Genomic DNA, 13,726 nt, shown 5'->3' with positions numbered 1-13,726 from the left:
TCCGGGGCTGGACGGAACCGCCCGGTGGCGACCGCGACAATGGTGCGGTACGGCAATGCGACTACCAATAGTCTCCGCACACATTGACCCATTGCCATCCATAGGGTGTCCAGCTCCGGCGCCAGCAACCATCATTGTAGCCCGCGTAGAAATAGGGAGCGCCGAAGACGGCGAAATGGCGGAAGTGATGATGGCGGAAGGCGTGATGTCCGTGCCAGCCGGCACCAGCGAAGCGCGGCCCGATCGCGGCATGCGCAAAGCGTGCGCCGCCGAAAGCCGGACCGCCGGCATGGGCGAAGCGCGCGCCGCCCATCCCGCCGACATGCATGCCGCCGGCGAAATGGCCACCGCCACCGAAATGTCCGCCGCCGAAGCCGCCATGCCCGCCGCGTGCGAACACGGGTGAAGCGACCGCCATCACCGCGGTGATCGCCGCCGCCGTGAGACCCGTGAGAAGCCTGTTGTTCATCGAACCATCCTCCTTGCGGTGCGGCGGTCTTGACGCCGCACGAGGACAATCAGATGAAAGAAAGGGACTGGCCGCTTCAACTTACAAACGCGCCAGATTCTGACGCGGATGTCAGGGAGAGAGCGCGCTCCGACCTCTTCCCGCAGAAGGGCGGGGAGAGTTAAGAAGCTACACCCTTTTCCCGCCGTTCTTCTCGGCTGCGCGGCGCAGCGCTTCGGCGAGGGCGCCGCCGCCACCGGACGACTCCTGCTTGCGCGGCGCAGACGAAGTCATCCGGCTCGCATTTCGCGAGCTGTTGTCGCGCTGCATGCCGGGGGCGTCCTTCTTGGCGCCGACTTCGTCGTCGAGGCGCAGCGTCAGCGAGATGCGCTTGCGGGCGACCTCGAAGTCCAGCACCTTCACCTTGACGATGTCGCCGGGCTTCACCACCTCGCGCGGATCCTTGATGTAGGTCTTGGACATCGCCGAGATGTGCACGAGGCCGTCCTGGTGCACGCCGATGTCGACGAAGGCGCCGAACGCGGCGACGTTGGTCACGGTGCCCTCGAGGATCATGCCCTTCTTGAGGTCCTTGATCTCCTCGACGCCCTCCTTGAACACGGCCGCCTTGAACGCGGGACGCGGATCGCGGCCCGGCTTCTCCAATTCCTTCAAGATGTCGGTGACGGTCGGCAGGCCGAAGGTCTCGTCGACGAAATCCTTCGGCTTCAGCGTGCGCACGATCTCGCTGGAGCCGATCAGCGCCTTGATGTCGCTCTTGGTGGCCGCGAGGATGCGGCGCACCACCGGATAAGCCTCCGGATGCACGCCCGAGGCATCGAGCGGGTCCTCGCCGCCGAGGATGCGCAGGAAGCCCGCGCACTGCTCGAACGCCTTCGGCCCGAGCCGCGGCACCTCCTTCAGCGCCTTGCGCGACTTGAACGGGCCGTTGGCGTCGCGGTGCGCCACGATGCTCTGGGCCAGACCTGAGCCGACGCCCGACACGCGCGCCAGCAGCGGAGCGGAGGCGGTGTTGACGTCGACGCCGACGGCGTTCACGCAATCCTCGACGACGGCATCGAGCGACTTGGCGAGCTTGGCCTGGCCGAGGTCGTGCTGGTACTGGCCGACGCCGATCGCCTTGGGCTCGATCTTGACGAGTTCGGCCAGCGGATCCTGGAGCCGGCGCGCAATCGAGACCGCACCGCGCAGGGTGACGTCGAGGCCCGGCAACTCTTCCGAGGCGAAGGCCGAGGCCGAATAGACCGACGCACCGGCTTCCGACACCACGATCTTGGTCATCTTCAGCTCAGCGAGGCCCTTGACGAGATCGCCTGCGAGCTTGTCGGTCTCGCGCGAGGCGGTGCCGTTGCCGATCGCGATCAGCTCGACTTTATGCTTCATCGCGAGTCGCCCAAGCGTCGCGAGCGACTCGTTCCATTGCCGCTGCGGCTCGTGCGGATAGATCACGGCGGTATCGACCACCTTGCCGGTCGCGTCGGTGACGGCGACCTTGACGCCGGTGCGGTAGCCGGGATCGAGCCCCATGGTGACACGGGTGCCGGCCGGCGCGGCCAGCAGGAGGTCGCGCAGATTGGAGGCGAACACCCGCACCGCCTCGGTCTCGGCGGCGTTCCACAGCCGCATGCGCAGGTCGATGTTGAGATGCACCTGGATCTTGGTGCGCCAGGCCCAGCGCACGGTGTCGATCAGCCAGCGATCCCCGGCGCGCTTGAGATCGGCGATGCCGAAACGCTTCATGATCTTCAGTTCATAGGCGCTCGGCACGCCCGGTGGCGGCGCCTCGGCCTCGGCCTGGATTTGCAGGTCGAGGATCTCTTCCTTCTCGCCGCGGAACATCGCGAGGATGCGGTGCGAGGGGAGTTTCGTCAGCGGCTCGGAGAAGTCGAAATAATCGGCGAACTTTTCGCCCTCGGTCTTCTTGCCGTCGCGCACCTTGGAGGCCATGCGCGCATTGGTCCACATCTCCTCGCGAAGCGCGCCGATCAAATCGGCGTCCTCGTCGAAGCGCTCGACCAGGATGGCGCGGGCGCCGTCGAGCGCAGCGGCGGCATCGGCCACGCCCTTCTCGGCATTGACGAAGCCTTCGGCCACGACCTTCGGATCGTTGGTCGGCTCCGCCATCAGCTGGTTGGCGAGCGGCTCGAGCCCGGCCTCCTTGGCGATCTCCGCCTTGGTCCGGCGCTTCGGCTTGAACGGCAGATAGATGTCCTCGAGGCGCGCCTTGCTGTCGGCGGCCATGATCGAGGCTTCCAGCGCGGCATCGAGCTTGCCCTGCTCGCGGACTGATTCGAGGATGGCCTTGCGGCGGTCTTCGAGCTCGCGCAGGTAACCCAGGCGCTCCTCCAGGGTGCGCAATTGCGCGTCGTCGAGCGCACCGGTCGCTTCCTTGCGGTAGCGCGCGATGAAGGGAACCGTGGCGCCGCCGTCGAGCAGCGTCACCGCCGCCTCGACCTGCTCCGCCCGAACCCCAAGCTCCTGCGCAATTTTCTGGTTGATATTTGCCACGCGAGAATCCCTCTATCCAAGCCCCCCGTGCGGCGGCGAACCACCGGCCACGGGACGCCGCTTATGGACCAACCGGGGTTGATTCATCAAGGTACGGCGGAGGGCCGTCGACAAGGGATTTTTTGTCGAGATGATGCGATCTCGCCACATTCGTGGGGACGGCGGCGCAAGCGTTGCTGTGCTCGCGTGTCCCGGACGCGCTGCAACGCCCTTGGCGTTGCGGCGCAGAGCCGGACCCAGAAAGCGGCCCGGCACGGCGACATGGGCCCCGGCTCTGCAGCGCACCGCACCGGACGATGCTTCACATCGCCGGCACGCTGCGCTGCGTCCGGGGCACGAGAGAGGATCTGGCACTCGCTCTGTCCACGCCGTCATTGCGAGCGCAGCGAAGCAATTCTCCCGTCGTGAAGGATCGTAGACAGCCCTGCGCTTTGCCCACCCTGCGATGCCCGCAGTTGTGACACGCAGACACGGCCTCCTCGTGGCCCTTCCGACGCCGGCCGGGTTGCAACGATCGCACCACTGCCGGATCGAGACGCAGTCTCGCGACCCCTCCGCCCTGCGCAACCCTGCCCCTCGCGCCCGCTCAGTTGATTCAGGCGGTCCCTTGCGAAGAAGGTGGCGCCGCACCTTGAGGAGATCAGGACTTCATGACCTTGCCGATGAGCTGGACGGAATGGGCACAGCACGATGGCGTCGCGCTGGCGGGGCGCGTCCGCAAGGGTGAGCTGACGGCGCAGGAGCTGGCGCGCCAGGCCGCCGCGGGGGTCGCCAAGGTCAATCCGGCGCTGTCGGGCGTGGTCGAGCTGTTCGAGGACGTGATCGCCGATCCCGCGAAGGACGGCGCCAATCTCGCAGGTCCCTTCGCCGGCCTGCCCTTCCTGATGAAGGACCTCGGGCCGACCATGAAGGGCCGGCTGCAGGAAATGGGCTCGCTGTTGATGCGCGGCAATCGCGCCGCGGCCGATACCTTCCTCACCGGTAAATTCCGTCAGGCCGGACTCAACCTGATCGGGCGCACCACCACGCCGGAATTCGGCGTGTGCTCTTCGGCCGATAATCCCGCCGTTTACGTCACGCGCAATCCCTGGAATACCGATTACACCACCTGCGGCTCGTCGGCGGGCAGCGCGGCGATGGTTGCCGCTGGCGTGGTGCCGATCGCGCATGCGACCGACGGCGGCGGCTCGATCCGGATTCCCGCCGGCGTCAACGGCAATATCGGATTGAAGGTCTCGCGCGGCGTGTTCTCGCTTGCGCCGCACATGTCCGATCTCACCGGCCTCGTCTCGATCCAGGGCTGCCAGTCGCGCAGCGTGCGCGACACCGCCGCCTTCGTCGATCACGCGCGAGGACCCGCGCCCGGCGAGTTCATGCCGTTCTGGACCACGGCGCAGCCTTATACCGAGATGATCAAGCGTGATCCGTCGAAGCTGCGCATCGCGCTGTCGCACACTTGGGGCGACTACAAAGCGACGCCGGAGCTCGCGGCCGAGCTGGAGAAAGCCGGCCGCTTCCTCGAAGGCCTCGGCCATCACGTCGACCATGCGCTGCCGGAGATCGACCTTCCCGCCGCCTTCGCCGCGCAGACCACCTGCTACATCAGCAATTTCGCCGTGGTGATCTCCAACATGCTGGCCGCACGCGGGCTGGAGAAGCCGCCGGAAGATCTGATCGAGCCCATGAACATCCGGATCTGGGAAGCCGGCCGGCACACGACCTTCGCCGAGCGCGCGAAGATGCAGGGCGTGTTCAACACGACCTCGCGCGGCTTCGGCGCCTTCTTCGAGCAGTGGGACGTGATCCTGACTCCGATCACCGCGCTGCCGACGCCGAAGGTCGGCACGAAGGAATATCTCACCATCTCCGACAATCCCGATGTGCGCGACTGGTTCGACAATCTCTGGCGCTTCTTCGCCTTTACCCCGCTCGCCAATCTCTGTGGCATGCCGGCGATCTCGATGCCGATGGCAGCCCAGGAGCACGGCCTGCCGCTCGGCATCCAGGCCATCGCCAAGCAGGCCAATGACGGCCTGCTGCTGCAGCTCGCCGCCCAGATCGAGCGCGCACTCGACGGCAAGTGGAACGGCGGCAAGAAGCCGAAGGTGCATGTGGGCTGAGGCGGAGCCGGTCCACCTCGCGTCGTAGCCCTGATGGAGCATGCTCCATCAGGGCTACGCCCCATCAAAAACGCCGATCTCAGTTCTTCACCGCCGGAATCTCCTCCGCTGCCGGCTGCTGCTGGCCCTGCTTGTACATCGCCAGCGCTTTTTCGAGGGCCTCACGCAGCGCCAGCGCCGCGGCGACGCTGCAACGCAAGTGAGCGGTCTGGACCACGTCGACCCTGACGGCGGCGCCGACCGGCATCAGGAGGTTTGCGGCGAGCTCGATCTGGATCGCACCGTTGTGATGGCCGAAGCAGGACGCGCCGTCGAAATAGATGATCGGCGCCCGCTCCGAGCTGGAGGTCGAAATGGTGACGGGCCCCTGATTGGCGGCGGGCGTTTCGGGGTCGGCCATGGGCACTCCTTGCAGCTAACGACGAACGAAGCACCCACCATCGGCGCTTCGGTCCGCTCTGTCGAGGCCCATTCGGGGTTTTGCGCGGCGGCCGACACTGGTCTAGAACGTTCCCATGAGCACCATATCGACCACGCTCCCATTCGACGAACTCGCCGAGGCGATCAAGGGCCGCCGCTCCGATTACGGCCACATCAGCGGGCTGCAGCTCGACCGCTTCGCGCCAGCCGAGGCTTGGTCCAGCCTGCCCTATCGTCCCGTCTTCGTCGGCGACACCGAGACCGGCGTGCTGCACGGAGGCGTCGTCACCGCGATGCTGGACGAGAGCTGCGGCATGGCGGTGCAGCTCGCGCTCGACGGCACGCGCGCGATCGCGACGCTCGATCTGCGCATCGACTACCAGAAGCCGGCGACACCCGGCCTCGACATCAAGGCGCATTCGGTGTGCTACCGCACCACGCGCTCGATCGCCTTCGTGCGCTCCACCGCCTATCAGGAATCGGAAGACGATCCGGTGGCGACCGCGACCGCCTGCTTCATGATCGGCGCCAACCGGACCAACATGCTCGCCGATCGCAGGATGAACGCGCTGGACATACCGGCGCTGGAGACGCCGGAGGATCCGGACGGGCCGTTCGCGCGCAGCCCGTTCGCGCGTTGGCTCGGCATCCGCGTCAACGCCGACGGCACGCTGACGATGCCGTTCTCGCCAAAGATCATCGGCAACCCGATCCTGCCCGCGATCCATGGCGGCATGACCGGCGCCTTTCTCGAGACCACGGCCGTCATCGGCGTCGGGCGCGAGCTCGGCACCGCCGCGCCGCCCAAGCCGATCGGGCTCACCGTCAACTACCTGCGCTCCGGCCGCGCGCTCGATACGTTCGCCAACGTCTCGATCGTGAAGCAGGGCCGTCGCATCGTCGCCTTCGAGGCGCGCGCCTGGCAGGACGATGCGGACAAGCCGATCGCCACCGCCTTCGGTCATTTCATGCTGCGCCCGACGCCGGGAAGTGACGAGGAATAAGCGCCTTTTGACTTGACGTCTGCGGCTGCGGCCACAACGATAGCGCGTCCCCGCGAGAGGTATTGAATTGCGGCATCCGCTCGACATCGTCGCCATGTTCGCCGCACTCTGGCTGCTGGCCTCGATGATGCTCGATGCGTTGACGCCGAAGGAGCTGACCGCGATCATGATCGCCGTCGCGATCGGCCCCGCGATCATCATCACCGCCGTATTCTACTACTTGCGCTGCCCGCGAACCGACTTCGCGGTGATATTCGCCGCGCTCTGGCTGATCTCGGACATCGCCATCGCCTTCATCTCGCCGAAGGAGCTGCCGCATCTCCTGATCGTGCTCGGCTTCGTGCCGGCCCTGCTGATCGGCAGCGTGCTGCACTGGCAGCGCTTCCAGCGCCGCCACGAGCAGCTGCCCGCGCCGTCGGTGAAGCGGGGCTAGCGCGGCAAGAGGTTCGTCTTCGCAAGATCAAGCACCTCGTCGCCGCGGCCGTTCATCACCGCGCGCAGCACCCAGAGGCTGAAGCCCTTGATCTGCTCGGTGGTGATGGTCGGCGGCATCGACAGCTCCTGCTTGGCGGTGACGACGTCGAGCAGGGCCGGCCCGTCATGCGCCAGCATCTCCTTGACCGCGCCGGGAAGCTCGCCCGGGTCCTCGACGCGTTTCGCAAAAATGCCCATCGCGCGCGCCATCGCGGCGAAGTCCGGATTCTTGAGATCGACATTGGTGTCGACGAAGCCCGCCGCCTTCATCTCCAGCGCGACGAAGCCGAGCACGCCGTTGTTGAAGACGACCACCTTCACCGGCAGCCTCTCCTGCGTCAGCGTGATCAGATCGCCCATCAGCATGGTGAAGCCGCCGTCGCCGGAGAGCGAGATCACCTGCCGGCCGGGCTGCGCCGCCTGCGCGCCGATCGCCTGCGGCATCGCGTTGGCCATCGAGCCGTGCACGAACGAGCCGATCAGCCGGCGACGGCCGTTCATGCCGAGATAGCGCGCGGCCCATACCGTCGGCGTGCCGACATCGGCGGTGAACACGGCGTCGTCGCCCGCGTGGTCGCTGACGACCTTGGCGAGATATTGCGGATGGATCGGCTTGCTTCCCGGCGTGCCCCTGGCGAGCGAGTCCAGCCCCTCGCGCGCCTTCTTGTAATGGGCGACGGCATCGTCGAGATGCTTGCGCAGCGTCTTTGATGTCAGCAGCGGCAGCAGCGCCTCGATAGTCAGCTTGACGTCGCCGACGAGGCCGAGATCGATCCTGCAGCGTCGCCCCAGATTTTCCGGGCGGATGTCGATCTGCGCGACCTTTGCATCATCGGGGAAGAACTGCTTGTAGGGAAAATCGGTGCCGAGCATTACCAGCGCGTCGCAGGCGTGCATGGCGGCATAGCCCGAGGAGAAGCCGATGAAGCCGGTCATGCCGACGTCGTAGGGGTTGTCGTATTCGACATGCTCCTTGCCGCCAAGCGCATGCACGATCGGGCTCTTCAGCGTCTCGGCGAGCTGCATCAAGGGCGCATGCGCGCCGGCGCAGCCGCGCCCGCAGAACAGGGTGATGCGCTCGGCACTGTTCAGGAGATCGGCCAGCGCCTGCAGCTCATCCGCCTGCGGCACCACTTTCGGCGCCGCCACGCTGAGGCCGCGCGTCGTCGACGGCGCGCGCTTGGGTGGGCTGCGGAACGCAACGTCGCCGGGCATGGCAACGACGGCGACACCGCGCAGTCCTACCGCCGCGCGGATTGCATTCTCCAACACGAAAGGAAGCTGGCTGGGATCGGAGACCAGCTCGCAATAATGGCTGCATTCGCGGAACAGATTTTGCGGATGGGTCTCCTGGAAATAGCCGCCGCCGATCTCGGCCGTCGGGATCTGCGCCGCGATCGCCAGCACGGGGAGGCGGCTGCGATGCGCGTCGAACAGCCCGTTGATCAGATGCAGATTGCCGGGACCGCAGGAGCCCGCGCACACCGCAAGGCTCCCGGTCACCTCGGCTTCGCCGGCGGCGGCGAACGCTGCGACCTCCTCGTGGCGGACGTGGATCCATTCGATGGTGCCGCGGCGGCGCAGCGCCTCGGTCAGGGCGTTCAGGCTGTCGCCGACGATGCCGTAGATGCGCTTGACGCCGGCCTGTTCGAGCGTTGCCACGAACAGATCGGCTACGTTGTTGATCGCCATGTCGGTCTCCTGCTTCGGCCGGTCACATACCACGACGCGCGAATGTCAGCATCGCGGCACGATGTGGCACAATAGGCCATGTCAGGATCACAGCTAGTTTATTGCCGGCTCAGTCTTTCGCAATCGCCCGATCGTAGGCTTCGGTCGTCGCCTTCGCGCGGGCAGCGACTTCGGCTGCCGTCATGCCGGGCTTGTAGAGGCTGGAGCCGAGCCCGAACGCGGTCACCCCGCCCTTGATGTACTCGGCAAAATTCTGGTCTGACACCCCGCCGACGGCGGCGATCATCACGCCTGACGGCAGCACGACGCGGATCGCGGCGATGCCGGCGACCCCTAGCACGCTTGCCGGAAAGAATTTGAGGCCCGATGCGCCGGAGCGCGCGGCCACCAGAGCCTCGGTCGGCGAGAACACGCCGGGCAGCGTCACCATGGCGTATTGATGCGCGCGCACGAGCACCTGCGTGTCGACATTGGGCGAGACCATCAACTTGCCGCCGACGTCGTTGAGGCGATCGACATCCGCGGTGGTCAGCACCGTGCCGGCGCCGATCAACACGCCTGGCGGGGCCTGCTTCACGGCCGTTGCGATGGAACGGAACGGATCGGGTGAATTCAGGGGAATCTCGATCGCGGTCATGCCGGCTTCGATCAGCACGCCGACGATGGCCTCGGTCTCCCCGGGCTTGACGCCGCGCAGGATCGCGACCAGAGGCCGCTGCATCGGCGGAAAGGGAATGGTCATCTCAAAATCCTTCTACCTGGTCCAGATCGTGGCAGCCGCCATCGACAGTCCGCGGCGGACCGCTTCATCCGCATCGACCGGCTGCACGGTGACCGACAAGGCGTCGAAGGCGTGCCGATACAGCGTCGCGAGCCGGCCCGACGCAATCAACGCAACACCCGCCTGCGGCACGGCGCCGGACAGCCCTGCCGCGAGCTCGACGCCAATCAACGTGCCCGACAGCGTCTCGCGCGCGGCGGCCGGCGTGCCGCCGAACAGCAGCTGACGCGAGCGCGCACCGAACAACAGATTGGCGGCGAAGGCCGGCGCCGCATACGCGGCCTTGACCGCCGCCTTGAAGCTCGCGACATCCTCGGCCTCATCGGCGCCCGCGACCGCGAACGACAGGATGGTCTCGCGCGAGACCACGCTGAAGAGCTCGCCGGTCATGAAGGTGGAGAAGCGTTCGACGATGCCGCCCCTGACACGCACCCATTTCGAATGCGTGCCGGGCATGCAGACCAGCGCCTCGCCGGCGGCTTCGAAGCCCAGCGCGCCGAGCAGTTGCGTTTCCTCGCCGCGCATCACGTCCGGCGCGCTGGCGTCGCGCTGCGCGATGCCCGGCAGGATGCGGATGTCGCGCGCCTCGCCGGGGACGCGCACGGCCTGTTTCAGGACGGCCGCGAGCGGCGCCGGCGTGTCGACATAGCCGGCTTCGACCCAGCCGGTCTTGGCACCGGCCATGCCGCAGACGAGAACCGGCAGATGATCCGGCGCCTCGACCGCCGCGAGATGCGATTGCAGCACCGCGGGAAAGCCGGTCTTCGCCGCGGCCAACATGCCTTCATCGCTGCGGCGTTCAGCCAGCACCTGGCCGGCATGATCGACCAGCCACAGCCGAAAACTGCTGGTGCCCCAGTCCACCGCGACATAAGCGGGTTCGGTCATGCGAAACTGTCCTCGTCTCACGGCCAAGTTCACGTCTCACCTGCAAGACGCCGTCTCGCGACAATGAGACGGTCTCCTGCGGGTGTTCGTCGAGATACCGGCTATTGCGCGGGCAAACCAGCCCTTTCTCGCCAATTTCAGGCTGCAAGGCGCTGGCACAGCGCTTGCTGAACCCTTCCCCACTCAACGCCGTCAACGCGCGCCAAGACGCGTCAACATCAGATGAGGAAACCCATGGAGATCGGCTATTTCACGATGCCTTCGCATCCGCCGGAGTGCGGCCTGAAGGAAGGGAACGACTGGGACCTGCAGGTCATGCGCTGGCTCGACGAGCTCGGCTACCAGGAGGCCTGGGTCGGCGAGCACCACACCGCGCCGTGGGAACCCAATCCCACGCCGGACCTGTTGATCGCGCAGGCCTTGATGCAGACCAAGAGACTTCGCATCGGACCGGGCGGCTTCCTCTTGCCCTATCATCACCCGGCCGAGCTCGCCAACCGCGTCGCGATGCTGGACCATCTCTCCGAGGGCCGGCTCAATTTCGGCGTGGCCGCGTCGGGGCTGCCGAGCGACTGGGCGATGTTCAACGTCGACGGCATGAGCGGACAGAACCGCGACATGACGCGCGAGGCGCTGGAGATCATCCTGAAGATGTGGAGCGATCCCGCGCCCTGGACCTACAAGGGCAAGTTCTGGACGGTGACCAAGCCGGACACGATGTTCGACTTCCTCAAGCCGCACATCAAGCCGCTGCAGGCGCCGCATCCGCCGATCGGTGTCGCGGGCCTCTCGAAGAACTCGGACACGCTGAAGCTCGCCGGCGAACGCGGCTTCATCCCGATGAGCCTCAACCTCAACCCGGCCTATGTGGGCAGCCACTGGGATTCGGTCGAGATCGGCGCGGCCAAGACCGGACGCAAGCCGAACCGGGCGGACTGGCGCCTCGTGCGCGAGGTGTTCGTCGCCGACACCGACGAGGAGGCCTGGAGGCTCTCGACCGGCGACATGATGGGCCGGATGATGGGCGAGTACTTCCTGCCGCTGCTCGGCCATTTCGGCTTCAAGGACTATCTGAAGCACGCGCCCGACGTGCCCGATAGCGACGTCACCGTCGAATATTGCGCCAAGCGGAACTGGATCGTCGGCTCGCCGACGACGGTCGCCGAGAAGATCGAGAAGATCTATGACGAGGTCGGCGGCTTCGGCGTGCTCTGCGTGTTCGGCTTCGACTACAAGCACAAGGCCGAAGCCTGGCACCACTCGCTCTCGCTCTTGAAGAACGAGGTGATGCCGCGTCTTGCGCATCTCGGCTCCGCGAAGAAGGCGGCTTGACGCATCGCGGGTGCGGCGCAATCGTGCCGCACCCGCTTCCATTTTCGGAGATGTCCGCGTGAGCGTCGACACGAAGGATTTCAAGCAGGCGATGCGCCAATGCGCCGGCGCCGTGGCGCTGGTGACGGTGGGGGCCGAGCACGGCAAGCGCACCGGCCTGACGGTGACCTCGGCCTGTTCGCTGTCGGACAGCCCGCCCTCGCTGATCGTCTGCGTCAACCGCAACGCCAGCGCCCATGCGCGCATCCGCGAGGAAGGCGCGTTCGCGATCAACTTCCTGCACGAGGATCACGCCCTGCTCGCGCTCACCTTCAGCGGCCAGAAGGGCGTCAACGGCGACGACCGCTTTGCCTTCGGGCAGTGGACGCGCGGGGTCACAGGCGCGCCGGTGCTGACGGACGCAGTCGCCGCGTTCGACTGCGTGCTGACGCGGGAGTTCGAGACGACGACGCATTCGATCTTCATCGGCGAGGTCCGCGGCGCAACGCATTCCGACCGAGCCGCGCCGCTGGTGTACTTGCGCAGCAGCTTCCACGCGCCTCGCGAGATCCGCGGCACCGTGACAGTGGGCGACCTTGATTCACGGCATCTGAGCTGGAGTGATTTTTCCTGAACTTCACCCTATCGCGCGACGAAGCAATTTGTCTGAGGCTCCCATGAGCGCGGACGCGTAGGTCGGCTCCTTCGACGACGGGCTCGACAAGATGGCCTTCGCCTTGTTGTTGAACATCGCGCCGCTGCGGCCATTGAGATCGTGCGACACCAGCAGCGGTACCAGCCGCTCGGCATAAATGTCGGGCTCAACCATCATGAAGCTGGTCAGCCGCTCCACGACGGCGAACAACATGCGCGACCCGAGCAGATTGGCGCGGCCACAACACTGATGACAATAGACGCCCGCACCGCGGACGCTGTGCGGGCCGATGAATGTGATGACCGCCGTCCTCAAACGGCAGCCGTCGCGCCCAATGCGGGATAGTCGGTGTAGCCCCGCGCGGCACCGCCGAAGAACGTGGTCCGATCGGCCTCGTTCAGGGGCGCACCGGATTTCAGGCGTGCGATGAGGTCTGGATTGGCCAGGATCATCTGGCCGTAGGCCTCCAGATCGGCCAGTCCCGCGCCGACGTCTGAGCCGATACGATCGCGCGGACGCCCGGGCCTATTCACGATCAGCTTGCCGCTCCACAGCTTGCGGAGATCGGCCAAAAGACCGTCGTCGCCCTGATGCATGATGTGCAGATAGGCGAGCGAGAGCTTGTCGAGCTCGCCGACCAGATAGCGATAGAGGTCCGGTCCTTCGGCGCCTTCGTTGATGCCCCACATCGTGATACCCGGTGACAGGCGGATCGCCGTCTTGTCCGCACCGATCTCCCTGGCGATGGCGGCCGCAACCTCGATGGCGAAACGTGCGCGGTTTTCGATTGAACCGCCATACGCATCAGTGCGGGTATTGGCGCTCGGCGCGATGAACTGCTGCACCAGATAACCATTCGCTCCATGGATTTCGACGCCATCAGCGCCTGCCGCAATGGCGAGACGCCCGGCGTCGCGGAAGTCGGCGACGCTTCGGCGCACTTCGTCGGTCGTGAGCGACCGCGGCTGCGGAATGTCCTGCATGCCCTTCGGCGTGAACATCGGCACGCCCGGTGCGATCGCAGACGGGGCCACGCCCTGCCGGTGATGCAGCGTGTTGTCGGGATGCGACATGCGGCCGGCATGCATGAGTTGAATGAAGATGTGCCCGCCCTTGTCGTGCACGGCATCAGTGACCTTGCGCCAGCCGGCGACATGCGCGGCTGTGTAGATGCCGGGTGTGTTCATATAGCCCTGACCGTCGTCGGATGGCTGCGTGCCCTCCGTGACGATCAGACCGACGCCGGCGCGCTGCGCGTAATATTCGGCGGCAAGCTCGCCGGGAACGCCATTCGCGTCGGCGCGCGAACGCGTCATGGGCGCCATAACCAGGCGGTTCGGAAGCTCAAGGCCGCCGAGGCGGACCGGACCGAATAACGGGTTCATAGAGTGTTCCTTCTCGATG

General features: G+C 66.3%; 13 protein-coding genes. 5 read left to right on the top strand and 8 right to left on the bottom strand.

Features of this window, described 5'->3' with window-relative positions:
• Positions 1-61: 61 nt before the first annotated feature.
• Together AC0WRY_RS06665 and AC0WRY_RS06660 are read right to left on the bottom strand one after the other, a co-directional pair.
• Positions 62-469: a hypothetical protein gene (locus AC0WRY_RS06665; RefSeq protein WP_194406231.1), complete on the bottom strand. Its 408-nt coding sequence runs from the start codon at positions 467-469 to the stop codon at positions 62-64.
• 168 nt (positions 470-637) lie between these two features.
• The gene (locus AC0WRY_RS06660; RefSeq protein ID WP_194406230.1) at positions 638-2,977 is read right to left on the bottom strand and encodes a Tex family protein; all 2,340 of its coding nucleotides are present in this window, start codon (positions 2,975-2,977) and stop codon (positions 638-640) included.
• Between the two features lie 650 nt (positions 2,978-3,627).
• Between AC0WRY_RS06660 and AC0WRY_RS06655 the strand changes: the two genes are divergently transcribed.
• Positions 3,628-5,097, top strand: coding sequence for an amidase (locus tag AC0WRY_RS06655; RefSeq protein WP_194406229.1), 1,470 nt, complete (start codon positions 3,628-3,630; stop codon positions 5,095-5,097).
• 79 nt (positions 5,098-5,176) lie between these two features.
• Here AC0WRY_RS06655 and AC0WRY_RS06650 read toward each other — a convergent pair whose 3' ends face one another.
• Positions 5,177-5,497 carry a hypothetical protein gene (locus AC0WRY_RS06650; RefSeq protein WP_194406228.1) on the bottom strand — a complete coding sequence of 107 codons (321 nt, stop codon included), beginning with the start codon at positions 5,495-5,497 and terminating at the stop codon, positions 5,177-5,179.
• Between the two features lie 115 nt (positions 5,498-5,612).
• On the opposite strand from AC0WRY_RS06650, the gene AC0WRY_RS06645 reads away from it, so the two are divergent.
• Positions 5,613-6,521 carry a PaaI family thioesterase gene (locus AC0WRY_RS06645; protein ID WP_194406227.1) on the top strand — a complete coding sequence of 303 codons (909 nt, stop codon included), beginning with the start codon at positions 5,613-5,615 and terminating at the stop codon, positions 6,519-6,521.
• A 67-nt stretch (positions 6,522-6,588) separates the two neighbouring features.
• The gene (locus tag AC0WRY_RS06640) at positions 6,589-6,954 is read left to right on the top strand and encodes a hypothetical protein (protein WP_194406226.1); all 366 of its coding nucleotides are present in this window, start codon (positions 6,589-6,591) and stop codon (positions 6,952-6,954) included.
• Here the strand turns inward: AC0WRY_RS06640 and poxB are convergent.
• The 3 genes from poxB to AC0WRY_RS06625 form a co-directional block, all read right to left on the bottom strand.
• Positions 6,951-8,687, bottom strand: a complete 1,737-nt coding sequence (gene poxB / locus AC0WRY_RS06635; RefSeq protein WP_194406225.1) for a ubiquinone-dependent pyruvate dehydrogenase — start codon at positions 8,685-8,687, stop codon at positions 6,951-6,953. The two genes, AC0WRY_RS06640 and poxB, sit on opposite strands and share 4 nt — an antisense overlap.
• Before the next feature lie 109 nt (positions 8,688-8,796).
• Positions 8,797-9,429: a 2-dehydro-3-deoxy-6-phosphogalactonate aldolase gene (locus tag AC0WRY_RS06630; RefSeq protein WP_194406224.1), complete on the bottom strand. Its 633-nt coding sequence runs from the start codon at positions 9,427-9,429 to the stop codon at positions 8,797-8,799.
• 12 nt (positions 9,430-9,441) lie between these two features.
• On the bottom strand, positions 9,442-10,356 hold the full coding sequence (locus AC0WRY_RS06625; RefSeq protein ID WP_194406223.1) for a 2-dehydro-3-deoxygalactonokinase: 915 nt from the start codon (positions 10,354-10,356) through the stop codon (positions 9,442-9,444).
• 234 nt (positions 10,357-10,590) lie between these two features.
• Between AC0WRY_RS06625 and AC0WRY_RS06620 the strand changes: the two genes are divergently transcribed.
• Complete coding sequence (locus AC0WRY_RS06620; protein ID WP_194408183.1) at positions 10,591-11,688, top strand: LLM class flavin-dependent oxidoreductase; 1,098 nt, start codon at positions 10,591-10,593, stop codon at positions 11,686-11,688.
• Positions 11,689-11,746: 58 nt separating this feature from the next.
• Positions 11,747-12,301, top strand: a complete 555-nt coding sequence (locus AC0WRY_RS06615) for a flavin reductase family protein (protein WP_194406222.1) — start codon at positions 11,747-11,749, stop codon at positions 12,299-12,301.
• Between the two features lie 3 nt (positions 12,302-12,304).
• Here AC0WRY_RS06615 and AC0WRY_RS06610 read toward each other — a convergent pair whose 3' ends face one another.
• The gene (locus AC0WRY_RS06610; protein ID WP_194406221.1) at positions 12,305-12,535 is read right to left on the bottom strand and encodes a hypothetical protein; all 231 of its coding nucleotides are present in this window, start codon (positions 12,533-12,535) and stop codon (positions 12,305-12,307) included.
• Between the two features lie 98 nt (positions 12,536-12,633).
• The gene (locus AC0WRY_RS06605; protein ID WP_194406220.1) at positions 12,634-13,707 is read right to left on the bottom strand and encodes an alkene reductase; all 1,074 of its coding nucleotides are present in this window, start codon (positions 13,705-13,707) and stop codon (positions 12,634-12,636) included.
• Positions 13,708-13,726: the final 19 nt, after the last annotated feature.

Source organism: Bradyrhizobium sp. T-12 (assembly GCF_058314695.1).
Note: the sequence above shows the minus strand (reverse complement) of the source record. Positions and strands in the feature narration are given on the sequence as shown.

What these genes read in the sequence shown, in the direction of transcription:
- AC0WRY_RS06620 (WP_194408183.1), top strand. Translation starts at nt 10,591, where the DNA reads ATGGAGATCGGCTATTTCACGATGCCTTCGCATCCGCCGGAGTGCGGC.
- AC0WRY_RS06625 (WP_194406223.1), bottom strand. Translation starts at nt 10,356, where the DNA reads ATGACCGAACCCGCTTATGTCGCGGTGGACTGGGGCACCAGCAGTTTT.
- AC0WRY_RS06645 (WP_194406227.1), top strand. Translation starts at nt 5,613, where the DNA reads ATGAGCACCATATCGACCACGCTCCCATTCGACGAACTCGCCGAGGCG.
- AC0WRY_RS06605 (WP_194406220.1), bottom strand. Translation starts at nt 13,707, where the DNA reads ATGAACCCGTTATTCGGTCCGGTCCGCCTCGGCGGCCTTGAGCTTCCG.
- AC0WRY_RS06665 (WP_194406231.1), bottom strand. Translation starts at nt 469, where the DNA reads ATGAACAACAGGCTTCTCACGGGTCTCACGGCGGCGGCGATCACCGCG.
- poxB (WP_194406225.1), bottom strand. Translation starts at nt 8,687, where the DNA reads ATGGCGATCAACAACGTAGCCGATCTGTTCGTGGCAACGCTCGAACAG.
- AC0WRY_RS06610 (WP_194406221.1), bottom strand. Translation starts at nt 12,535, where the DNA reads ATGTTGTTCGCCGTCGTGGAGCGGCTGACCAGCTTCATGATGGTTGAG.
- AC0WRY_RS06655 (WP_194406229.1), top strand. Translation starts at nt 3,628, where the DNA reads ATGACCTTGCCGATGAGCTGGACGGAATGGGCACAGCACGATGGCGTC.
- AC0WRY_RS06630 (WP_194406224.1), bottom strand. Translation starts at nt 9,429, where the DNA reads ATGACCATTCCCTTTCCGCCGATGCAGCGGCCTCTGGTCGCGATCCTG.
- AC0WRY_RS06650 (WP_194406228.1), bottom strand. Translation starts at nt 5,497, where the DNA reads ATGGCCGACCCCGAAACGCCCGCCGCCAATCAGGGGCCCGTCACCATT.